The organism is Sphingobacterium sp., assembly GCF_032065005.1.
Taxonomy (GTDB): domain Bacteria; phylum Bacteroidota; class Bacteroidia; order Sphingobacteriales; family Sphingobacteriaceae; genus Sphingobacterium.
In genome coordinates, this window is record NZ_DAMBMM010000004.1 from 37875 (window position 1) to 62585 (window position 24711).

Below are 24711 nucleotides of genomic sequence, written 5' to 3' on the forward strand. Positions count from 1 at the left end.
GACCTTTCTGAAGGAAAAGCATATACGTCATTAAATTATAAAAACAAGCTAGTTGTTAGAATTCGCCATTACTGTTGGGGGGACATTGCAGCGCCATATTGTAAAGATGATCTTGGTCTATCCTCTCATCCTCGTTGGGTGAGCGGCATCTCGACTTCGCTCGATAACCGGCGAACCCCATCCTGGTTCAAAACCAACCCTACTTCCTCATCCTCACCACTTTACACAAATCCTTATAAAAAGAAAAAGGTTTTCAAACGGGGAGAATGAAAACCTTTAATAACCAATTATAAACCTAAATTATGATACTACAAAGGTAAGTGTAAAAAATACACACGTCAAGAGGAAATTGAATATTTAACAATTTCTTAACATTGCCCCCAATTTAATCTTATTTATAACGAATACGTGACACAATTGCCTCGAAAAAAAGCCTACATTTGCAACCGAATGAACATTCAATTGACAGAAAAGAAAGAGCAGATCTTCTTTAGCACACTAAAACTAATTAATACTCATGGGTTTCACGGATCTCCAATGAGCAAGATTGCTAAAGATGCTGACGTAGCAGTAGGCTCGATCTATCATTATTTCCCTTCCAAAGAGGATTTAATCTTAGAATTATACTGGTATTGTAAAGAAAAATTGAACAATCAGGTTTTTTCAGTGGTAGACCCTACCTTGGCGTACGAAAAAAAATTCAAGCAAATCTGGAGAAACCTCGTGTTGTACTATCTGGACAACCTAGACCATTTCGGGTTTTTGGAACAATTCTATGGATCCCCTTTCTATGAAGGTATCCGTAAAAACATCTTCCAACAAAAGTCCGAAAGAAACGTTTTGCTTCATTTTTTAGATGAAGGGGTACGCTTAAAACATTTGAAAGATTTAAATGTTCGACTATTAATATCTGCCTACTTAGGCGTAGCTATCTCCCTGGTTAGGGGCAGCTTATACGAAAAAACAAAACCTACTGATCAAGAAATTGAAACCATGGTAGACATCATTTGGAACGGGGTTAAAAAATAATATATATGAATTTTAGAATTAAGGACTTATTAGTTTATCTTTCCTTCACTGCGATCTCTGTAGGATCAGTATTTGCCCAAACGACAAATAACCTGAACAGTAATGCCACCTTGGACGAATTGATCCAATATGCATTGGAAAACAAAATCGAAATCAGACAAGCACAGATCGACCAGGAAATCGGCGAACGCGAAATCGCTTCAGCCCTTTCGGGTTGGTTCCCGCAAATCAATGCCAACGGTAGCCTGACCCACTTTACCCAATTGCCAACCGCCAATATCAACGGCCAGAACATTGCAATGGGACAGAGCAATACCTCCGCATTAACCTTTCAAGCTGATCAAGCAATCATTAACCCAGGCTTGTTCCAAGCTTCAAAGGCTGCTAAATTCATCAGACAACAAAACGACCTTAGCGTTGAAGACACTAAAATCAATACCGTTGTCGATGTCAGCAAAGCCTATTACGATATCTTAACAAGCGAAGAACAGATCAACATCATCCAGGAAAACATCGCTCGCCTGAACCGCCAATACACGGAGGCCAATGCACGTTATGAAACTGGATTGGTAGATAAAACAGACTATAAAAGAGCACAGATTTCTTTGAACAACGCTAAAGCTGAATTAAAATCTGCATTGGAGTTTAGAAAATATAAATATGATTATCTAAAGACCTTGTTGGGCATGAACCCTACAAACGGTTTGACGCTCTCTTTCGAGAACCAAAACATGGAATCCAATGTTCTAATGGATACCACAGATGTCCTGAACTATAACAACCGCGTTGAATTGAGACAATTGCAGACCATGAAGGATATCCAAAAACTGAACACACAGTATCAAAAATGGCAATTCCTTCCTAAGTTAGGAGCTTTTGCAAACTATGGCCTTAACTATAGGAACAATTCATTCGCAGACCTGTATGGCGACAACTTTCCACAGTCCAGCTTTGGCCTGAGCCTATCCTTCCCTATTTTCCAGGGAGGAAAACGCGTCCAAGAAATCCGAAAATCAGAGTTGTTGGAATCAAGAATTGATATGGACATTGAAAACCTGGAAAACCAGATCGGTGCTCAATATTCCGCTGCCATGGCTAACTACCGTGCCAATATCAATGAATGGAGAAATGCAAAAGAAAACGTAGAGCTTTCAGAAGAAGTATACGCTACGATCAAATTACAATATGATGCAGGAGTAAAGACCTATCTAGAGCTAATGACTGCGGAAACAGACTTGAAAACAAGCCAATTGAACTACTTGAACTCACTGTATGCCGTACTGTCAAGCAAGCTAGATATTCAAAAAGCATTGGGAACAATCAATTTTGCTAATTAATACAACAACATCCACAATACAATTCACATAAGAAACTACGAAAACATGAATACAACTCGTTTATTTTCAACAATACTTTTAGGCTCTGGACTGTTCTTTACAGCTTGTGGCAACAAAGAGGGATCAAAACAACAAGGTCCTGGACAGATGCAAGCGCAGGCCATGCCTGTTACCATGGCTGTTGTACAACATGAAATCGTTTCAGGACAGCATAGCTATCCAGCGAACGTTGTTCCATTACAAGAAACTGAAATTAGAGCAGAAGTCTCTGGCTATATCACCAATATCAGCGTTGCTGATGGTGCCCATGTCAGCAAAGGACAGAAACTATATGATATCGACCGCGTTCGTTATGCAGCGGCAGTCGACCAAGCTAAAGCAAATCTGGAAATCGCTAGAGCCAACCTTGCTCGCGTGGAAAAAGACTTGCAACGCTATCAGACCCTAGCAGATAAAGATGCGATCGCTAAACAAACATTGGACTATGCTTTCACTGATGTCAATAATCAAAAAGCACAGGTTCAAGCTGCCGAAGCTGCTTTAACTACTGCAAGAGTTAACTTACAACGTTCTAGCATCGTCGCACCTTTCTCGGGAACCATTGGTATCTCTCAAGTGCGTAATGGTGCTTTAGTATCAGCCGGAACAACCTTATTGAACACCATCAGTTCCACAAACCCAATTGCTGTAGAATTCCAGATCAATGAAAAAGAAATCATGGAATTCAGCAACCTTCAATCAGGAAAATCAAGTACTCAGATCAACTTGACATTGCCAGATGCAAGTACTTATGGTTCTCATGGTAGAATCTCAACAATCGACCGTGCAGTGGATCCTCAAACAGGTACATTAAAGGTTAGAGCAACATTCGACAATCCCAACAATACCTTACGTGCAGGTATGAACTTGAACTTGAATGTGGTAAGTACTTCAAAAGAAGAAGCTGTGGTAATTCCTTACCGTGCCATCTTTGAGCAATTAGGTTCATTCTCTGTTTATACGGTAACCGACAGTAGTACTGTGGACTTGAAACAAGTAACCTTAGGACAAAAATTAGGCGACCGCGTAGTGATTACAAAAGGTATCAACCCTGGAGAGAAAATCGTCGTTGATGGGGTAACCTCATTGAAACCAGGTGCAAAGGTTGTGGACAAAGCCACCATGGCTCCGCAACAACCTCAAGCTCAACCGAAAAAATAAGTGCTGTTCCACAAAATATAATTAACGAATGATCTCAGAAGTATTTATAAAAAGGCCGGTAACGGCGATGGTGGTATCCATTTTGATTTCGATCATTGGGGTTATCGCGATCACAACCTTACCTATCAGTCAATATCCCAATATTGCTCCCCCTACTGTATCGGTTTCAGCAACCTATACAGGTGCGGATGCGCAAACAGTAGAAAAAACAGTAACAACTCCTATCGAGAGTCAGATCAACGGTACGCCCGGAATGATCTATATGAGTTCCAACTCAACCTCCGATGGTGGTTCACGTATCACGGTAACCTTTGAAGTAGGTACCGATATCGATATCGCAACCCTGGACGTACAGAACCGTGTGAGTATCGCAGAACCCGTATTGCCAGAGGCTGTACGCCGTTTAGGGGTGACCACGCGTAAGGTTAATACCGATATCTTGATGATGGTTTCCTTGGTATCCCCAGATGGTAGCCGCGATATCAACTTCCTATCCAACTACATCAACCTGTACCTGAAAGACGCCTTATTGCGTGTCCCTGGTGTGGGTGATGTGCAAGCATTCGGTCAACCGTTCGCCATGCGTGTATGGTTAGATGCCAATAAACTTGCCAACATCGGGATGTCTCCAGCAGATGTCAATACAGCTATCCAAGAACAGAACTCCCGTATGCCGGGTGGTTCGGTAGGTGCCCGTCCTCAGGAAAACATGCAGGTATTTGAATACCCAATCGTAATGGACTCCGATTTGGAGGAAGTGGACCAATTTGAAAACATCGTAGTAAAAACAAATGCCGATGGTTCCATCGTGCTTTTGAAAGATATAGCCAGAGTAGAACTTGGACAATTTAACTACGGTATTACCAACAAGGTAAATGGAAATACAGCATCGGGTATGATGATTTCCCAAACTCCAGGTGGTAATGCGGTGGAAACTGCCGATGGTATCTATAAAACCCTGGAGGAATTGAAGAAATCATTCCCTGCAGGTGTAGATTATGTTGTAGGTTATGAAACTGTATCGGTGGTAAACGCTTCCATCAGTTCCGTAATCCATACCCTAATCGAAGCCATGATCTTGGTAACCTTAGTGGTTTTCTTCTTCCTACAAAGTTGGAGAGCAACCTTGATCCCTTTATTGGCGATTCCAGTATCCATTGTGGGTACATTTATCTTCTTTACCTTATTTGGCTTCTCGATCAACAACTTAACGATGTTGGCATTCGTACTCGCCATCGGTATCGTAGTGGATGATGCCATCGTTGTGGTGGAAGCCGTCCAACATTATATCGACCATTATAAGATGGATGCGAAAGAAGCGACCATGCGTGCCATGAAGGATATTACAGCGCCGGTTATTGCCATTGCCCTGATCTTGGCAGCGGTGTTCGTTCCGGTAGGGTTTATCCCAGGGATGGTCGGTAAACTGTACCAACAGTTTGCGATTACCATTGCTGTATCCGTAATGCTTTCGGCATTTATCGCACTTTCCCTGACGCCTGCCTTATGTTCGATCATGTTGAAACCTTCGGCAACAACAAAGGACTCCAAGGGTCTGAACAAATTCTTCTATAAATTCAACGTTTGGTTCGACAAGGTAACCTACCGTTATTCCAAAGGAGTGAAAAAAGCGATTAAATCGGCTCCACTGGTATTGATTATCCTGGTCTGTATCTTCGTTGGAACTGGATGGATGTTTACCGCTAAGAAAGCCGGATTTATCCCTAATGAGGATGGTGGTATCTTCTTTATGGGGGTCAGCTTACCAGAAGGTGCATCCAGTGCACGTACCGAAGAAGTCTTGACGGAATTGACGAACGATCTTCGCAAGGAATTCCCGGAAATCAATTATGTGACTTCCATCAACGGTATGAACTTATTGAACCGTTCTGCAAAGCCAAACGGTGCATCCCTTTTCGTATCATTAAAACCATGGGATGAAAGACAGAAAACCGTATCTGATATCACTGGTGCCATCATGGGTAAATACCGTGGCTATTCGAAGGCTACTGTAATTGCTGCGACTCCGCCGCCAATCCCAGGTTTGGGTACTGCGGGTGGTTTCACCATGGAGATCCAGGATAGACAGACCGTTGATATCAAAGATTTCGAAGCAATGGTAGGCCGATTCTTGGCCGCTGCAAACCAACGCCCTGAAATTGGAATGGCCTATACCCTTTTCAACAGTAATTCACCGAACTACAAATTACAGGTAGACCGTGAAATGGCTAAACGTATGGGTGTACCCGTTTCTAATATCTACAGCACCATATCCTCTTACCTAGGTAGTAGCTATGTGAATGACTTCACCAAATACGGCCGTAACTTCCGTGTAGTAACACAGGCAGATACCAGCTACCGTATGCATATCGAAGACATCAATAAATTATATGTGAAAAACGTTCAGGGTCAACCAGTGCCTATCTCAAACTTAGTGCGATATGAACTGACAACAAACCCTTCGATCGTCAACCACTTTAACATTTTCCGTTCGATCCAGATTTCTGGAGAGGCCGGTCCAGGTTACTCATCCGGTGATGCCATCCGCGCATTGGAGGAAGTAGCTGCTCAGACCCTTTCCGATGGATATTCGTATGAATTCTCGGGACTATCCCTGCAAGAGAAACAGTCGGGTAGCAAAACCATTCAGATCTTTGCGCTCTGTATCTTGTTCGTGTTCTTGTTATTGGCTTCATTATACGAGAGTTGGTCCGTACCATTCTCCATCCTGTTATCTGTACCATTAGGTATTTTCGGAGCAATCTTGGCATTGACCCTATTACCTAACTTGGACAATAACATCTATGCACAGATTGGTTTGGTTACCATTATCGGTTTGGCGGCCAAGAACGCGATCTTGATCGTGGAATTTGCCAAAGAACGTGTGGATATCGGAATGAACCTGGTTGAAGCAACGTTAGACGCTGTCAAACTTCGTCTCCGTCCGATCATCATGACCTCATTGGCATTTATCTTAGGTATTATCCCATTGATGTTGTCCACAGGTGCAGGTGCTGTATCAAGACAAACTATCGGTTGGACCGTATTCGGAGGTATGACCGCAGCGACTTTTCTTGCCATCTTTATCGTACCGGTGCTTTTCGTAGTGATTACACGAATGGCCTATGGTAAAAAGAAATTAGCAGAATTGGAAGCTAGTTTCGATGAGGAGAAAAAGAAAAGCTTAAGTGCGCACTAATTTAGTTTAACTCCATATTTTTAAAAGGCTCGTTCAGCAATGAACGAGCCTTTTTTGTTTGATATCTTCCCGAAACTTTAAATCAGAAGGCATCCGTCAAATAGGGCAACCAAACATGGATGACGGAAAGAAAATTGAAAAAATTAAGGAAGTTTTTGGCAAGAAGCTTCGGGATTTGTTTTGCTCTCATTCGAGGCATATTCGGAATTTTCAATATATGTCTCGAATAAGGTCCGGTTGAAGTCCAAAAGATCTTGAAAATTTTTAATTTTTGATTTCAACAAAAATGGAATCGGAAAATTCATTGTGAAGTGCGATGCATTAAATCTATACAATTTTCAAGGAAGAAGCGAGTTTTCCATGTTAAGGAATTTTGAATAGGTAGAAGGGGTTGGTTGTATGGTTGTTGGTTTTGAACCAGGATGGAAGGGATAAGAGGATAGACCAAGATCATGGCATGAACCAGGATGGAAGGGATAAGAGGATAGACCAAGATTATTTTGCTTACTTCCAATTCTGAACGATCAGTGAAGAATCTGTACGATTCACCTCCCTAGGATCTTGTCATCCTGTACTGAAGGTACAGGAACTGTACGCTAATACAAACTATCGAAGAAAACAATCTATCTAAAATAGAAGAACTGTACGTCAATACTATTTATTTTGTATTTGATTTTAAAGGTTTGCATTGCTCCGAGATACTTCGGATGAACCAAGATCGGGGATTGAACCAGGATTCAAAGGATAAGAGGGTGGCCCAAGATCTATTCCGAAGGTCAATCGGCATCTCGGCGTCGCTAACCGTCAATACTCAGCACAGGATAAATAAACCAAGATTATTTTGCTATTTTTTGCTGAATGGTATACCGCAAATGATCTTGGCCCATCCTCCCATCCCTTCCATCCTGATTCAAATATCCCATTAACCGATAGGTCCCGAATTACTTCAGCATAATCCCCACAGAAAGGTTCAGATGTTGGTGATCGAAATTGCTGGTATAAAAACTACCATGCAGTTGTTGGTAGGCATAGGTTGCTGAAACCGTGAATTTGGTTTTGCTTAGGGAGTCAAAAAGGTAAAAGACTCCTGCTTTGCCCATAAAGCCTTTATCATAGACCGGACCGATACTCGCAGAATAACCAGCATTTGCCAAGAAACCGATTCTGGATGCTTGTCCAAAATCCTTCACTGGCAATCTTGCATCTATGAATATTGGAAAAAGGTTACGGTCATATTTGGATTTTCTTCCTTCGGCATTTGCTACTTCCCCAGATTTGCTGTAATCTCCTTTCAAGGTTTCATTTCCAATCCCTAGCCCTAAATAGGCTTTATCATCAAAGTTCTTTCCGAAAATAAAATGTAGGGAATATCCATTGAAGGTGCCTTCATAACCGGGGTTACGGAGGCCCAGATTTCCACCACCTTGGATTAGGGTATAATAGGAGCTTTGGGAAAAACCCACGCTACTGATCAGCATCAGGATAAGAAGAGAAAATAGCTTTTGCATGTTTTTAGTTTAATATTTTATAGATCAGTTCGGTCAACAGATCACCGGATTCAGTCAGGTGTCCCACATTCATTCCTTTTGATTTCAGGTCGAATTCCTTGATAAGATGGATGATTTCAAAGGTTTTCCTTCTATTGAAGTTCCTAGCGGCATATTCGTATTCCTTGACAAAAAACGGATGTACCCCAAGCTGCTTGGCAGCCACGGCGGACGATTTATCGGGTAGGTAATGGTATTTCAGGATCTTGGTGAAATAGGTACCCAGCGAACCGATCACCACCGGCATCGGGTTACTCTTTGGATTGGCAGCAAAATAATCCACGATCTGGAAAGCTTTCAGCGCATTCCGCTTAGAAAGTGCAGTATTCAATTCAAAAACATTGAAGTCCTTGCTGATACCTATGTTCTGCTCCACATCCACAGTACTTATTTCTTTGTCTGCAGGAATATTCAGTTGCAGTTTTTCGATTTCATTGGCAATCTTAGATAGGTCGGTGCCCAAGTACTCCGCCATCAGCGCAGCTGCTTGCGGATGCACCTTTCTCCCTGTAGCATTCAGCTGTTCATTGATCCAAGCGGCCACCTTATCTTCATAGAGCTTATTGGACTCCAGCACCACTCCTGCCTTCTCCAATAATTTAAAGGATTTTTTCCGCTTATCAAACTTGCTGTATTTATGGGCAAAAACCAATACGGTTGAAGGAGTTGGCTGTTCCAGGTATTTTTGCAGGAATTCATCATCCTTCCATTTCAGGTTCTGCGCTTCCTTGACCACAATGACCTGATGGTCACTCATCATGGGATAGCGTTTGGCCATGCTGATAATGCTGGAGAAGTCCGCATCCTTACCGTACACGACGGACTGGTCAAAACCCTTTTGGGCATCGTCGAGGACGGTATGTTCTATGGCGTCAGAAATCAGGTCGATAAAGTAAGGTTCTTCACCATGCAGTAGGTAAACTGGGGCGAGTTTTTTTTTCTTTATATCGGATAAAATGGATTGGACATTCATGCTGTACGAAAGTACGAAAATACATAGACTTTTGCTTGTTGGAAAAGGTTGGAAAATTTCGTAATTTTGTAAATGTTTAGACCGGTTCCTTTGAACTTACCGCCCTTTCCGGCAAAAATCAGCAAAAAACAGGATCAGTATTATATTTTCGACGAGCTGCGGAAAAAGCATCTTTTGTTGACACCGGAGGAGTGGGTACGACAACATTGGGTCAGTCATCTGAACCTGCATTACCAGTACCCGATGTCCTTGATGAAGATCGAGGGCGGCCTATCGCTGAACAGCCTGCAGAAAAGGAGTGATCTGGTGATCTATGACCGAGAAGGATCGCGCGTACTTTTGGCAGAATTCAAGGCTCCGTCTGTCAAAATTACCGAAAAAACATTCGAACAGATCGCAAATTACAACAGTATTTATAAAATCCCCCTTCTTTTGGTCAGTAATGGAATTGAGCATTATTATTGCAGGATAGATTTCGAGGAGGAGAAATTTACATTTATAACGGAACTGCCATCTTTTGGCCATGAAAATTTCGGATATTAAAATAAATATTATATTAGTAGCATAAAGACAGAAAGAATCACATGAATATAGATAAAAACGAATTTAGAAAGTATGCTATCAAGCATCATAGAATTGGAAGCCAACATGTAGATGGTTACATTTCTAGACTACAACAACAAATTCCGAGCAACCTAACGCCATACATCATCGAAGAGAGACAACTGAATGTTGCTCAGATGGACGTATTTTCACGTTTGATGATGGACCGTATCATCTTTTTAGGCGATGGCATCAATGATCAGGTTGCAAATATCGTTCAAGCACAGTTATTGTTCTTGCAATCGACCGATGCGCAACGTGACATACAGATCTATATCAACTCACCAGGTGGCAGTGTATATGCAGGTCTAGGTATCTATGATACCATGCAGTATATCTCTCCCGATGTAGCAACGATCTGTACAGGAATGGCAGCCTCTATGGGTGCGGTATTATTAGTGGCAGGTGCTAAAGGTAAACGTGCAGCATTGCGTCACTCCCGTGTGATGATCCACCAACCATCAGGAGGTGCACAGGGTGTAGCTGCGGATATGGAGATCAACCTGCGTGAAATGTTGAAATTAAAAGAAGAATTATACACGATCATCGCTGATCACTCTGGCCAGACTTACGACTGGGTTGAGAAGTCATCAGACCGTGATTATTGGATGCGTGCCGCTGAAGCCAAAGAATTTGGTATGATAGATGAGGTATTGCTACCGAAGAAGAAAGAAACAAAATAATAACAATGAGTAAATCGAACAATAGAGATATCCATTGCTCATTTTGCGGAATCAGTAAAAATGAAGCGCAAATGCTTATTGCGGGTGATGGTGCGCATATCTGCGACAGATGTGTGCAACAAGCTGGGGAGATTTTGGCGGAAGAGCTTAAGCAACGCAAGAATAAATCTATTCAAACTGCTCTTAAATTAATCCGTCCAAAAGAAATCAAGGAACATTTGGATCAATACGTGATTGGACAAGATGATGCGAAGAAAGTCATCTCTGTAGCGGTTTACAACCATTACAAACGTTTGAACCAACGTGTTGAGTCGGATGAAACCGAGATTGAAAAATCCAACTTGATTATCGTCGGAGAGACCGGAACAGGTAAAACCTTATTGGCAAAGACCGTTGCCAAGATCTTGAACGTGCCATTCTGTATCGTGGATGCTACAGTTTTGACAGAAGCAGGATATGTGGGTGAAGATGTGGAAAGCATCTTGACCAGATTACTGCAAGCTGCAGACTATGACGTTGCTGCCGCAGAACGTGGAATCATCTATATCGATGAGATTGACAAGATCGCTAGAAAAAGCGATAACCCATCGATCACCCGTGATGTATCGGGAGAAGGCGTTCAACAAGCTTTATTGAAGATCTTGGAAGGAACCAATGTCAATGTTCCGCCTCAAGGTGGCCGTAAGCACCCTGATCAGAAAATGATCTCGGTAAATACCAGCAACATCCTATTTATCTGTGGTGGTGCATTTGACGGTATCCAAAAGAAAATCGCAAACAGATTGAGAACTCAAACTGTTGGATATAAAATGAAAGATGAGGATCAGGAAATTGACCTGAACAACTTATACAAATACATCACTCCGCAAGATCTTAAGAACTTCGGATTGATCCCTGAGTTGATCGGTCGTTTGCCAGTTCTTACGCATCTGAACCCATTGGATAAGGAAACCTTGTTGAATATCCTTACCCAACCTAAGAATGCCTTGGTAAAACAGTACATTAAGTTGTTTGAGTACGAAGGGATCAAGCTGTCATTCGAGCCGGAGGTTTATGACTTCATCGTTGACAAAGCTTGGGAATTCAAATTAGGGGCCCGTGGGTTACGGAGCATTTGTGAGGCTATCATGCTGGATGCCATGTTCGAAACACCGAGCAATAAGGAAAATTCAGAAGACAAGACCTTGCAGATCAGTCTGGATTATGCAAAGAACAAGTTTGCTAAGACGGACTTTAAGAAACTGCAAGTCGCATAAAAATCTAAACCCTCGCCAATCACGCGAGGGTTTTTTGTATTAGGAAATTATTAAGAAAGGATGAAATTATGACAAAGAAGAAAGACGAAAAACAAGAAAATATTGAAGAGGTAAACTCCCCTATTAAAGCAGGATTAAAGACAAAAGAAGATATTGTAAACAACTGGTTGCCTCGTTATACAGGTAGACCCTTGGAAGAGTTTGGGGAATATATATTATTGACCAATTTCAGCAATTATGTGAAGTTGTTTTCGCAGATGCATGGCGACGCGCCGATCATGGGCGAGGACAAACCGATGCAGACCTGTACCGCAGACGGCATTACCATCATCAATTTTGGTATGGGTTCTCCCGTTGCTGCAACCGTGATGGACCTATTGACTGCCATCCATCCGAAAGCAGTGCTATTCCTAGGTAAAACAGGGGTCCTAAAGAAGAAAATAGATGTAGGTGAACTGATCCTTCCGATCGCTGCGATCCGTGGAGAAGGGACTTCCAATGATTATTTGCCACCTGAAGTACCTTCACTACCGGCCTTTGCTCTGCAGAAAGCCATCTCAACTACCATCAGGGACCACTCCCGTGATTACTGGACCGGTACTGTCTATACCACCAACCGTCGCGTTTGGGAGCATGACAAGCAGTTTAAGAAGTACCTAAAGAGCATCCGTGCCATGGCCGTAGATATGGAGACTGCCACTATCTTTTCGGTAGGCTTTGCCAACAAGATCCCTACTGGTGCCCTATTATTGGTTTCAGACCAACCGATGGTACCGGAAGGCGTAAAAACGGATAAATCTGATGTGACGGTTACCAAATCTTATGTGGAAACCCATGTAAAAATTGGAATTGATGCCTTAAAGCAATTAATCAACAATGGCTTAACGGTAAAACACCTGAAGTTCTAAAAAATATCTACTTTTGTGGTAGACAACAAACAGACACAAAACTTCACCTATGTGGTATAATAACATTTTAGAAACCATTGGAAATACACCATTGGTCAAACTAAATAAGATAACTGAGAATTTAAAGGGAACTATTTTAGCCAAGATCGAAACCAGTAATCCTGGAAACTCCATCAAGGACCGTATGGCCTTGAAGATGATTGAGGATGCTGAAGAAGCCGGTTTACTGAAACCTGGAGGCACCATTATCGAAGGGACTTCTGGAAATACTGGAATGGGCCTGGCCATGGCGGCAGTAGTAAAAGGTTATCGCTGTATTTTTACCACCACGGATAAGCAGTCGAAAGAGAAGATCGATGCCCTTCGTGCCTTTGGTGCTGAAGTGATCGTCTGTCCTACCAACGTAGATCCAGAGGACCCTCGCTCCTATTATTCGGTTTCCAGCCGATTGGAGAAAGAGGTTCCCAATGCCTGGAAGGCCAATCAATATGACAACCTTTCCAACTCAAAAGCCCATTATGAGCAGACCGGTCCGGAAATCTGGGAACAGACCGAAGGAAAGGTTACGCATTTGGTCGTAGGGGTCGGAACCGGTGGTACCATCTCGGGAACCGCAAAATACTTGAGGGAGAAGAACCCGAACATCAAGGTTTGGGGGATTGATACCTATGGTTCCGTATTCAAGAAATATAAGGAAACCGGCATATTTGACAAGAATGAAATCTACCCCTATATCACCGAAGGTATAGGTGAGGATTTCTTGCCAAAGAATGTTGATTTTTCACTGATAGACCTGTTTGAAAAAGTCACTGATAAAGATGCAGCCTTGATGACCAGGGACCTGGCACGCAAGGAAGGTATCTTTGCCGGAAATTCTGCAGGCGCTGCATTGGCAGGTTTGTTACAATTAGGAAAAGACCTGAAAGAAGATGATGTAGTCGTCGTGATTTTCCATGACCATGGTTCTCGTTACATGGGAAAAATGTACAATGAGGATTGGTTGCGCGAAAGAGGATTCCTAAAAGATGAGAAGCTGACGGCAAAATCAATTCTCAAAAAACGTGGCGAACAGGCCATCATCACCGCAGATGCAAACCAAACTGTTGTGGAAACCTTCAATATCATGAAGTCGCTGAACATTTCCCAAATACCTGTCACCCAACAGGGTATGGTAATCGGAAAGGTTACGGAATCGGATATCCTTTCGGCATTGCTCGAAAATCCATCGTTAAAATCATCTGCAGTGGAGGAGATTACATCCAAACCTTTTCCATTTGTTGATCTGAACACCTCCATTGATAAGATCTCTGGATTGATCAATAAAGATACCCAAGCGGTATTGGTCGAAGACGATTTTGGAAGGATCAATATCATCACCCAATACGATATCATCAACGCAATTTCAGAAGTTTAGGATTTTTCCATTTTTTGGGTATATTTAAATTAATCTACCACAAAGAATGGAAAGAAACGACAAACTTAAAAGATTAGAATATTGGGTTAAAGCGCGCATTGGAAAGATTGCTTTTATTGACGTAGAAGAAAAACGTGCAAAGGAATGGTATGGCAATGGATATGGCGGTTTTTATGTCGATCCAAGCCTGGTTCCCGATAATGCGATCGTATATTCATTTGGCATTGGTGAGGATATTTCTTTTGATAAAGCCATCATTGCCAAACATGGAGCCAAGGTTTTTGGCTTCGACCCTACCCCAAAGTCTATCAATTACGTGCGTAATAATGAAACTCCAGAACAGTTTTATTTCCATCCTTTTGGATTGGGCGAAAAGACGGAGATGGTTACCTTCCATCTTCCCAAAAACAAGGAGCATGTTTCCGGAAGTGTTTACGACCATAGCCTTGTCGATGAACACGACTCTGTAGACGTGCTTTTAAAGGAGTTTAAAGAGATTGCCAACGATTTGGGGCACCAATCCATCGATGTGTTAAAGATGGACATAGAGGGCTCTGAATACGCTGTCATGGAAGGGATACTAAACTCCGGCATCCCCATCAAACAAATCCTCGTTGAAACCCACGAAAGGTTCTTTCCCAATGGTAAGGAAAAAGGACAGAAATTCTTTAAGCTCCTGCATGACCATGGCTATAGGATTTTTGCCATTTCTGATACCTACCAGGAAATTTCCTTGGTGAAAGGGTAAAAGGATTGTTTTTATTAAAGGACCATCTATAAGCATTTCTAAATAGTATCAGCCAAAACTTTACTGAAGCAGACAAAGGTAGCAGCAGGCTGGCAATGAAAAGCGTTGGTTTTGAAATTTTAGAAATGGAATCCTAGCGGGGTTCCATTATTTTAGCCGACGTGGCATGATAGCCTGGAATTAGCGAAAAAGCGATGTTCGATTAATCGAACATCGCTTTTTCGTTACCACCTGTTTTGTTCAATACCCTTTCTAAAATAATTCTGCCCTGCTAGGGCAGTATGCCGCAAAAAGACAATCTTGTGTACGCAGGAAGGATCTCAGAACAACATCAAAAATCAAATAGATTAATAAAAAATAGCATTGACGTAATTTCCTTGACCTTCGGTTTCCCTTTTTTTGTCATGTTGAGGAACGAAACATCTCGGAACAGCACCTACTTAAATCCTAAACAACAAAAAACAAGGTATTGTCGTACTTTCCTGTACCTTCGGCACAGGATGCCAGGATTTTTAAGAGGTAAACCGTACAGATTCTTCACTGATCGTTCAGAATCAAAATGCGATAAAGAGAGATTCAGAGTGAAACGAAGAATCTATTTTTGATTTTTTGTGGGTAGTGGTCATCTTGAGCACAGCGAAAGAACTGTTTGTTTTAGAAGATTTATTAAAAAACATTTCACCCCCGCTGGGCGTTGGCCGTAAAACGGTTCACATTCCTACAAAGATTTCACCCACGCTGCGGGTTGTAGAAACAAACATTTCACCTTCCAAAGGAAGCCCTTTAGCCCCCGGCTCATTTCCAATGGCGGAAAAATGGAAAGAATGCCGTTGCCCTGTGCGATGGGATTGGCCTTGGAATGCTTATTCAAGATCATCCATTTAGATGGGATGATCTTGAAGAAGATATTCCCGACAACAAGGCATTCTTTTCATGTGCGGATGACCGTGCGAAAAGCCATCTTAAATGAGCCGAAGGTTTTACGGATTCGAGTTGTTTTTGGTATCCGTGAGCTCCTTCGTCGGTTTGGTACTTTTGGGCTCCAAAAGTAACGAAGAAGATTCCTCCTTCCACAAAAAAAAGAAGAGGTTGTCTCCTCAGACAACCTCTTCCAGATTATTATTTACAAACCGAATTAATCGTTTTGTTTGATTTCTGCGTTAGCATTCAATTCCGCCAATGGGAACAAGAATTGCCAATCTTTAGCACCGGCAGCAACCTTTACGATTCCATTTACACTTCCAGGAGCATAGTTAGGAACGACGGTTCTGTCTAATGGTTGGTTCAAACGTTTCAAATCGTAGAATCTGAAACCTTCACCCCAAAGCTCTGTTCTTCTGTTGGTCCAGATCTCTTCCAATAAAGCGGCACCCGTGTTGGTTGATTTTTTCGCTTCAAGGTCACGAACTTTTACAAAGTTGAACAATGCTTCTTGTGCATTAGCTGTTTGGTTTGAGCTTGCATAAGCTTCTGCCAAGATCAAGTGCATTTCTGCCGATCTCATCAAAGGAACATCTCCCAAAGCACCACCTGGTGATTTGATAGAGAATTTCCTAGTCATATACTCTTGACGAGCGAAAGATGCCAATGGCAATGGGAAGTTAGCCGCAGTTGGTTTTGGTTCCCATAGTTTCTTTCTGATATCTGTTTCAGAGATTTTGTCATACAATGCAGAGTTGATTCTCTTAGGGTTCGCACGCATAAAAGAGGTATTTGCATTGTAAGCGATCTGTGCAAAGTAAGATCCGAATGCATCCATCTGATCCTGTGTTGGCATAGAAGCCCACATAAATTCAGACATAGAAGGAGCATCATTGAATCCTTTCATGTACGTATCTTGGTTCATCAATGGGAAACTTCCTGATTCGATGACCAATTGAGCATATTTTATTGCATTAGGATAGTCCTGCATGGTCAAAGCAACCCTTGCGCGCATACCGTAAGTCACATATAGGTTGATATGAGACTTGTTTACCCTACTTTCAACATTCAAACTGATCGCTTCTTCCAAATCCTTGATGATTGAAGCATACACTTCTTTCACTGTAGATCTTGGCAATGCACCATCTGAAGATTTCAATACCAAAGGAACACCTAGCTGATCGTTTGCTGTGCTAGCATCGTATCTTTTAGCGTAAAGCTGAACCAGATTGGAGTAAGCATAAGCTCTAAGCGTCAAAGCTTGAGATTTCAGGTTGTTTTTCTCTTCATCAGTTCCTGGAAGGCCATCTACATTATCCAAGATAAAGTTTGAGTCACCAATGATTTTGTAGAAAGTTCTGTAATAGTATTCAGTCAATTTATGGTTGTCATTACGACCACCTTGCCAGTTTCCTTCACCGGTAGAACCGAACCAGTTTGCATCACTGATCCCTAAGTCTTCACCCATAAAGTCAAGGCCTAGCATGATACCACCAACACCTGGTTTGTTTTGAACATTCCAATCCACTACGGTTGTACGCTCAAACATAAATCTATAGATACCGTTCAATGCTGTGTTAGCATTGGCTATCGAACTGAAGATTTCATCTTGAGAAACTTTGTCAGTTGGAGCGGTTTCCAAATAGTCCTTTTTACATCCGCTAAGAGCTAGAAGTAAAACGGAAGCATATATCGTTAAATTTCTTTTTTTCATAATAATTCAGCTGCTAATTAAAATCCAACATTTACACCGATGCTGAAAATACGAGTCGGCAAATAAGTAGATGATACAGATCCATCAAAGCTTTCTGTAGGATTCATACCTTTACGTTTTGAGATTAAGGCTAAGTTCTCACCAGTTAAGAATACACGTGCAGTAGACAGGTCGATTTTGTTCAACAAGCTGCTTGGTAATCTATATTGGAAGTTTACGTTTTGAATGCTAAAGTAAGACGCGCTAGTCAACCATCTAGTAGAAGCAGCATTGATGTTGTTGCTGTTCGCTTGGTCTAATCTAGGGATATCACTTGTAGTATTTGACGTAGTCCATGCTTTCATCGCATCAACATGGTATGATTTACCATATGAGTTTGTGCTCATCAAACCAGCGTAGTTACTATCATAGATTTTTCCACCGATCTGGTAGTTCAACAAGAAAGACAATGTGAATGCTTTATAGTTGAAGGTATTGATGATGGATCCCATTACATCAGGAATTGAAGTACCTGAATAATCGAATTTCGCATAGTTTTGGTTGGTTACATATTCTTTTCCATCCACTACGCGGATGTTCTCTTGTGCAGTACCTTCTGCAGGGATGTAAAGAGCAGCACCATCAGTTTGGTCAACACCAGCGTATTGTCTCAACCAGAAAGAGTAGTAATCTCTACCAACTTCTCTTCTTTTGTTTCCAGCAGTAATAACTGGAGATTCAACCGGCATCTTCGTGATTTCGTTTTTGAAGGTGGTGAAGTTTTTGGTCATTGTCCAAGTGAAATTATCGTTTCTTACGATATCACCTGATAATGACAATTCAAAACCTGTATTGTACATCGAACCAACGTTTCTGAATTCTGTACTAACTGCAGAAGAAAGAGGACGTGGAACGGATAGTAATAACTGGTCTGAACCTCTCTTGTAGTATTCAGCCTCACCTCTTAATCTGTTGTTGAATAAAGCGAAGTTCACACCTAGGTTGAATGTATTTGAAGACTCCCAAGTCAGGTTAGGGTTAGGTAATGAACTAAGAACAGTTCCTGGCAATCCACCATTAGACCATCCAAGGTTGTAAAGCGCTTGATATCCGTAATAGATTGTATTTCCGTTTACATCCAATAGGTGGTTGACACCAACTTGACCGTATGAAGCTTTTAATCTCAAGTCGTTGATCCAAGTAGCGCTTGACATAAAGTCCTCTTTGTTGATAGCCCATGCAGCACCTACTGAGAAGAAATTACCCCATCTTTTGCTATCATCGAAGATCGATGAACCATCCGTTCTGAATGATGCATCTGCATAATACTTCTCATCGTAGTTATATGATGCTTTAGCGAAGTAAGATTCAAGACGGTTCACGTTTTTGTATCCTCCTGAAGAAAGTGGAGTTACGTAGTTATCTAATTCAGTGATTCCAGAAATAATCTGTCCTGTTTTGGTCGCATTTCTGCTGCTGAATTGATAGTCATAGTTTTCGTGAGCCGCTATTGCAGATACGTTATGTAAATCAAATGATTTTCTATATTGCAATACTTGGTTGAAAGTATATGATTTCGTGATGTAGTTTTCAGCTGAACCTAATCCATTGTAAGAAACACCATCACCTACTTGATTGTTCCAAGAGTAATCGAAGTTTCTGTTTGAAAGGTCAATGCTAACCGAAGGTGTGAATGTGAAATCTTTCAAGAATTTAATATCCAAGAAAGCTCTACCACCTAACATCGTACGTTTGTTCAGACGAGTATTCAAGATAGTTTCGTAAATAACGTGTCTACCTGGACTTGCTCCTGAAGGTCTGTTTACAGCGCCTGGGTGCATTCCGTAGTCATAGTATTGTTCTCCAGTAACTGGATCAACAACTGGAGCTCCTGTAGTTGCATCAAATGCATGAACTGGGTAGATCGAACCTAAACCTCTGATAAACGAGAATGGGTTGATGTAGGAGTTACCATTACCTGTTGAAGCATCAGAAGCTAATGAACCTTCAGACATAGCACCAGAAATGTTAACACCTGCTTTTAACCAATCTTTTATCTGAGAGTTTACATTGATCCTTCCGTTGAAACGTTGGAAATCTGAGTTTAGGATATAGCCTTCATCATTCAAATATCCCAATGAAACGTAGTAGTCAGTTTTTTCGTTGCTACCGCCGATGTTCATATTGGCATCAGTTCTTTTACCAACACGTTGAATAGCATCAAACCAGTTGAAATCATCGTATTTCAAACCTGCATTTGGATTCATGGTACCGTCCATTGAAACGATTTCATTGTCCGCAACATTGAATGGGTTGTAAGCTAGGAATCTCTTGATATTATCGAATGCATATTTATTCGCATCTGCTTCTGAAGCACCTTGAGCTCCGCTAGCAGGGAACATTCTTGAGTTTTTGATAGCCTGGAATGCAACAGGATAATAATCATTGATACCTACTGTTTCGTATTCTTTGATACCTCTTTCCGTAATACCTTGAGTTAAGCCAACATTTAATTTTGCCGGACCGCGACCTTTTTTCGTTGTGATCATGATCACACCGTTACCAGCTCTAGATCCATAAAGAGCAGCTGAAGTCGCATCCTTTAAGATGGAGATACTTTCGATATCATCAGCGTTAATATCACCGATGTTACCGTCAAATACAGCACCGTCTACCACATATAATGGAGAACTTGAAGCACTCATGGATCCGATACCTCTCAAGCGTACGCTAGCACCAGATCCGGGTTGACCGTTTCCTGAAGAAACAGAGATACCTGGAGCCATACCAGCTAATGCATTGGATACGTTGGATACGGTACGTTTGTCCAAATCTTCAGCACTCATGGTAGCCATGGAACCTGTTACTTCAGATTTCTTAGCTGTACCATAGGCAACGACAACCACTTCATCAAGTTCTTCACCTGCTGAGCTTAATTGAACATTGATAACTGCATTGTTGTTAAAAGTTACCGTTTGAGACGAATAACCGATAAATGAGAATGTGATGCTGCTTCCAGAAGACACATTGGTTAATGTGTACTTTCCGTTTGCATCTGTTTGAGTAGCATTCGTTGAACCAGACACACGAACTGACACACCAGGCAAGGCCTGCCCGTCATTCGCTGAGGTCACAGTACCACTCAGATTTTGATTTTGTGCAAACGTTTGCCCAATTAGGCATGTAAACACAAAAAGAAGACAGAGTAATTTTTGTTTCATAAAAAATTGATCTTTTAATTGTAATTGTTAATAAAAATTAGACTTACGGCTAAATAAATAGTTATTAATGCCGTAAAAATATTAAAAAAGTCAATATTTTATCTAAACAAAGCGTTTTAAGTAAAAATATTTATTGAACAGAATCAGCGCGTATTTTTGTTAAATCAACTGTCGTTAATATTTATTAATGTAATTTATAATTATCTAATATTCTTACCGATAAGAATTAACATTACATATTTACCAAATAAACGAAATATAGTTTTTGAATATTTTCAATTTACAACCTATACTAAAGGACATTTAAAACATATTTGGCTCATTTGTATAATTATTTATAATTTTTACGGCAAAATATAACTACCATGGCAATTCCAAACACAATTTGAATTAATCATTATAAGAACAATTATTTCAATACATATATTATTTAGTTGCAAATAGATTTATTTGATTTCATTTTGATGAGGGAGTCAAAAAAACAGCCCTCAGATACTCCTAACACATGTTTATTAATGAAAACAGAAGGGAAGAATCGGAAAAACCTTATCGAACTGATGGTCAGATTAAATGACAAAACCGTGATAATTGCAAAGCAATATCATGGAGAGAATGGTAAAACTAGAAAGGGGATTGTAACTATTTTGACTCCTGAGCGTCTATTTCGGTAATGATATAGACATCTTCTTGGTCTTTCTTCATTTTGTATTTTTCGCGGGCGATACGTTGAATCTCACTTTGGTTGTATTGCACATCTTTGATGGACTGGGATATGCTTTCAATTTCATTGGTATAATACTCTTTCTCCTGCTCCAATTTGGTTTTCTCAGTCTGAAAATTGTACTGGGTAGTAATATCGTAACGATCGAAAAAACACATCCAAACTAAGAATGCAACTCCTGCGATAAGATATTGATTACGGATAGTATTAATGAAACGTTCCATAGGCTAGACCAAAGCAATTAAAATTCGGTTAAAGATAACTATTTTAAGATGAACTATACAAGTACAGAAACAGCATATTGGAATAATTAAATTAACCATTGTGGAAAAATAAATATTTTAACAACCTAAAGGCCTTTAGAAGCCATAAACTGATCTGCTAAAACAGAAGCCATTAAAAAAGGGAACCCAAAGGTCCCCTTTTCCCTGACTAGAAAGTCAATTATTTTTTCGGAGCGTATTTAAAATCTTTTCCGATGAATTTTGCGTTCTCGCCCAACTCTTCTTCGATACGCAACAACTGATTGTATTTAGCGATCCGGTCTGAACGAGAGATTGATCCAGTTTTGATCTGACCACAGTTTAGAGCTACCGCAAGGTCAGCAATGGTTGTATCTTCGGTTTCACCTGAACGGTGAGACATTACCGAAGTATATCCATTGGTTTGAGCCAAATGAACAGCGTTGATAGTCTCTGTCAAAGAACCGATCTGGTTAACTTTAACCAAGATGGAGTTACCAATTCCTTTATCGATACCCTCTTGAAGACGTTTTGTATTTGTAACAAACAAATCGTCACCAACTAATTGTACATGGTCACCGATCTTCTCTGTCAATAATTTCCAGCCTTTCCAATCATCTTCTGCCATACCGTCCTCAATAGAGATAATAGGGTATTTAGCAGTCAATTCAGCTAGGTAATCTACCTGCTCTTCGATGCTGCGAACTGCTCCACCTTTACCTTCGAACTTAGCGTAATCATATTTACCTTTTTCGAAGAACTCAGTAGAAGCACAGTCAAGCGCAAGACAGATTTCTTTTCCTGGTTTGTAACCAGCTTTTTTAATTGCTTCCAAAATAGTTTCGATAGCATCTTCAGTACCTTCAAAAGTTGGAGCAAAACCACCTTCATCACCTACAGCAGTAGATAAGTTACGGTCGTGTAGAATTTTCTTAAGGCTATGGAAAACCTCAGCACCCCAACGTAGGGCTTCCGAGAAAGACTCAGCGCCTACAGGCATGATCATGAACTCTTGGAAAGCGATAGGCGCATCGGAGTGAGCACCACCGTTTACAATGTTCATCATTGGAAGAGGAAGAGTATTGGCATTTACTCCACCGATATAACGATATAGAGGCTGACGGCTTTCTTGAGCTGCAGCTTTAGCAACCGCTAAAGAAACACCTAAGATAGCGTTAGCACCTAATTTACCTTTGTTTTCAGAACCATCTAAATCGATCATCAATTTATCGATTGCGTTTTGTTCAAATACGTCAACACCTTCTAAAGCTTTTGCAATCTTTGTATTTACGTTTTCAACAGCTTTCAAAACACCTTTTCCCAAGTATTTCTTTTTATCACCGTCGCGTAATTCTACCGCTTCGTGTGCACCTGTAGAAGCTCCTGAAGGAACTGCTGCACGGCCAACAAAACCGTTTTGCGTTGTTACATCAACTTCTATCGTAGGATTTCCGCGCGAATCTAAAATTTGGCGCGCATGTACGTCAATTATCAAGCTCATTTTATGTGTGGTTTATTTAAATATCTTACTTCGTTAAATACCTTACTTAGTGTATCTAAGACACTAATATAACAATAATTCTTACTTTATCAAAAATATGAAAAATCTAAGTGATTCGGCTTAATGCTTAGAAAAATTAAATCATTGCTAAATTGAATATTATGAAAATCGCAAAACTCAACCGAAAATCCCGCACACAGCAACTTTCAAAATATACAAAACCATCCAATATCCCCTACTGTCCTTCTCACTCGAATTTAAAGTCACAAAAAAAGGCCGCAACATAAAGATGCGACCTGATTTATATTTTATCTGAAATTATCCTTTTACCATAGCGATAAAATCATCGAACAGATATCTTGAATCGTGAGGACCTGGAGAAGATTCAGGGTGGTATTGTACCGAGAATGCATTCTTACCTTTTACACGGATACCTTCGATCGAATTATCATTTAGGTTCACGTGCGTGATCTCCACTTTATCCGAGTTTTCAATATCTTCCGCTACTACACCAAAACCGTGGTTTTGGGAAGTAATCTCACATTTATTAGCGATAATATTCTTAACAGGATGGTTGATACCTCTGTGTCCATTGTGCATTTTTTGTGTTCTGATATCATTTGCAAGTGCCAAGATTTGGTGACCAAGACAAATCCCGAACATTGGTTTATCAGCAGCTAAGATATCTTTAACCGTTTGGATCGCGTAATCCATTGCAGCAGGGTCACCAGGACCATTTGAAATGAAGTATCCATCAGGGTTCCACTCTTGCATTTCTGCAAATGTAGTCTTAGCAGGGAAAACCTTTGCATATACCTGACGAGAATCAAAGTTCCTCAAGATGTTCTTTTTGATCCCTAAATCCAACACAGCTATACGAGTAGGAGCACCTTCTTCACCATAGTAGTATGGTTCCTTAGTAGAAACACGGGAAGAAAGCTCTAAACCATCCATAGAAGGCACCTTAGCCAATTCTGCTTTCAAGGAGTCTACATCTAGGTTCTCAGAAGAAATGATCGCATTCATCGCACCTTTACTACGGATATGACGAACCAAAGAACGCGTATCGATATCAGAGATACCCACCAAATTCTCTTCCTCGAAATAATTCTGGATAGATTGGTCAGCCATTTTACGACTGTAGTTGATGTTGTAGTTCTTACAAACTAAACCTGCAATCTGAATCTCTTTAGACTCTTCATCCTCATCATCGATACCATAGTTTCCGATATGCGCATTGGTCGTAACCATGATCTGTGCATAATAGGAAGGATCCGTAAAGATCTCTTGGTAGCCAGTCGTACCAGTGTTGAAACAAATCTCACCTGTAGTAGTACCGATCTTTCCTGCGGCTTTACCATGAAAAACTGTTCCATCCTCTAGGACTAAAATTGCTGGCAATTTGCTGTAGTTGGTCATTCTTATTTCTAGTTAAAACGTATCACTAATTTACTGATAGATTTCCTTAACTCCTAAACATAAAAAAAGCCCAAACGGGCTAACAGATCAATTAAT

General features: G+C 40.8%; 18 protein-coding genes. 11 read left to right on the forward strand and 7 right to left on the reverse strand.

The features are described from left to right. The first annotated feature begins 450 nt into the window (after positions 1–450). Genes RT138_RS07640 through RT138_RS07655 form a run of 4 tightly spaced genes read left to right on the forward strand, consistent with a single transcriptional unit; the run spans position 451 to position 6765 of the window. A complete protein-coding gene (locus RT138_RS07640) occupies positions 451–1029 on the forward strand; it encodes a TetR/AcrR family transcriptional regulator (protein WP_313190195.1) in 579 nt (192 codons plus the stop codon). A gap of 5 nt (positions 1030–1034) precedes the next feature. Beyond that, positions 1035–2366: a TolC family protein gene (locus RT138_RS07645; protein WP_185218179.1), complete on the forward strand. Its 1332-nt coding sequence runs from the start codon at positions 1035–1037 to the stop codon at positions 2364–2366. 45 nt (positions 2367–2411) lie between these two features. After that, positions 2412–3566, forward strand: coding sequence for an efflux RND transporter periplasmic adaptor subunit (locus RT138_RS07650; protein ID WP_185210418.1), 1155 nt, complete (start codon positions 2412–2414; stop codon positions 3564–3566). Positions 3567–3594: 28 nt separating this feature from the next. Then, the gene (locus tag RT138_RS07655) at positions 3595–6765 is read left to right on the forward strand and encodes a multidrug efflux RND transporter permease subunit (protein WP_313190196.1); all 3171 of its coding nucleotides are present in this window, start codon (positions 3595–3597) and stop codon (positions 6763–6765) included. Positions 6766–7706: 941 nt separating this feature from the next. Here the strand turns inward: RT138_RS07655 and RT138_RS07660 are convergent. Together RT138_RS07660 and holA are read right to left on the reverse strand one after the other, a co-directional pair. Beyond that, the gene (locus RT138_RS07660; RefSeq protein WP_313190197.1) at positions 7707–8273 is read right to left on the reverse strand and encodes a hypothetical protein; all 567 of its coding nucleotides are present in this window, start codon (positions 8271–8273) and stop codon (positions 7707–7709) included. 4 nt (positions 8274–8277) lie between these two features. Then, the gene (gene holA / locus RT138_RS07665; protein ID WP_313190198.1) at positions 8278–9285 is read right to left on the reverse strand and encodes a DNA polymerase III subunit delta; all 1008 of its coding nucleotides are present in this window, start codon (positions 9283–9285) and stop codon (positions 8278–8280) included. 72 nt (positions 9286–9357) lie between these two features. Here holA and RT138_RS07670 point away from each other — a divergent pair, with 72 nt between their 5' ends. The 7 genes from RT138_RS07670 (at position 9358) to RT138_RS07700 (ending at position 15949) form a co-directional block, all read left to right on the forward strand. After that, positions 9358–9828 carry a type I restriction enzyme HsdR N-terminal domain-containing protein gene (locus RT138_RS07670; protein ID WP_313190199.1) on the forward strand — a complete coding sequence of 157 codons (471 nt, stop codon included), beginning with the start codon at positions 9358–9360 and terminating at the stop codon, positions 9826–9828. Between the two features lie 41 nt (positions 9829–9869). Then, positions 9870–10571: an ATP-dependent Clp endopeptidase proteolytic subunit ClpP gene (gene clpP / locus RT138_RS07675; RefSeq protein ID WP_093098991.1), complete on the forward strand. Its 702-nt coding sequence runs from the start codon at positions 9870–9872 to the stop codon at positions 10569–10571. A 5-nt stretch (positions 10572–10576) separates the two neighbouring features. Next, the gene (gene clpX / locus RT138_RS07680; protein ID WP_313190200.1) at positions 10577–11827 is read left to right on the forward strand and encodes an ATP-dependent Clp protease ATP-binding subunit ClpX; all 1251 of its coding nucleotides are present in this window, start codon (positions 10577–10579) and stop codon (positions 11825–11827) included. Positions 11828–11895: 68 nt separating this feature from the next. Continuing rightward, positions 11896–12735 (forward strand): AMP nucleosidase, encoded by an 840-nt coding sequence (locus RT138_RS07685; protein WP_185210424.1) that lies wholly within the window; start codon positions 11896–11898, stop codon positions 12733–12735. Between the two features lie 49 nt (positions 12736–12784). Next, positions 12785–14149, forward strand: a complete 1365-nt coding sequence (locus RT138_RS07690; protein WP_313190201.1) for a pyridoxal-phosphate dependent enzyme — start codon at positions 12785–12787, stop codon at positions 14147–14149. Positions 14150–14195: 46 nt separating this feature from the next. Further along, positions 14196–14897 (forward strand): FkbM family methyltransferase, encoded by a 702-nt coding sequence (locus RT138_RS07695; RefSeq protein WP_313190202.1) that lies wholly within the window; start codon positions 14196–14198, stop codon positions 14895–14897. Positions 14898–15712: 815 nt separating this feature from the next. Further along, positions 15713–15949: a hypothetical protein gene (locus RT138_RS07700; protein WP_313190203.1), complete on the forward strand. Its 237-nt coding sequence runs from the start codon at positions 15713–15715 to the stop codon at positions 15947–15949. An 83-nt stretch (positions 15950–16032) separates the two neighbouring features. Here the strand turns inward: RT138_RS07700 and RT138_RS07705 are convergent, their stop codons facing one another. The 5 genes from RT138_RS07705 to carA all read right to left on the reverse strand — a co-directional run bounded on the left by RT138_RS07705 (position 16033) and on the right by carA (position 24615). Beyond that, a complete protein-coding gene (locus RT138_RS07705) occupies positions 16033–17532 on the reverse strand; it encodes a RagB/SusD family nutrient uptake outer membrane protein (RefSeq protein ID WP_313190204.1) in 1500 nt (499 codons plus the stop codon). A gap of 17 nt (positions 17533–17549) precedes the next feature. Beyond that, a complete protein-coding gene (locus tag RT138_RS07710) occupies positions 17550–20732 on the reverse strand; it encodes a SusC/RagA family TonB-linked outer membrane protein (protein ID WP_313190205.1) in 3183 nt (1060 codons plus the stop codon). 639 nt (positions 20733–21371) lie between these two features. Further along, positions 21372–21677, reverse strand: a complete 306-nt coding sequence (locus RT138_RS07715) for an FtsB family cell division protein (RefSeq protein ID WP_313190206.1) — start codon at positions 21675–21677, stop codon at positions 21372–21374. Between the two features lie 220 nt (positions 21678–21897). Beyond that, positions 21898–23196: a phosphopyruvate hydratase gene (eno, locus tag RT138_RS07720; protein ID WP_313190207.1), complete on the reverse strand. Its 1299-nt coding sequence runs from the start codon at positions 23194–23196 to the stop codon at positions 21898–21900. Between the two features lie 318 nt (positions 23197–23514). Then, positions 23515–24615, reverse strand: a complete 1101-nt coding sequence (gene carA, locus RT138_RS07725) for a glutamine-hydrolyzing carbamoyl-phosphate synthase small subunit (protein ID WP_254529861.1) — start codon at positions 24613–24615, stop codon at positions 23515–23517. Positions 24616–24711: the final 96 nt, after the last annotated feature.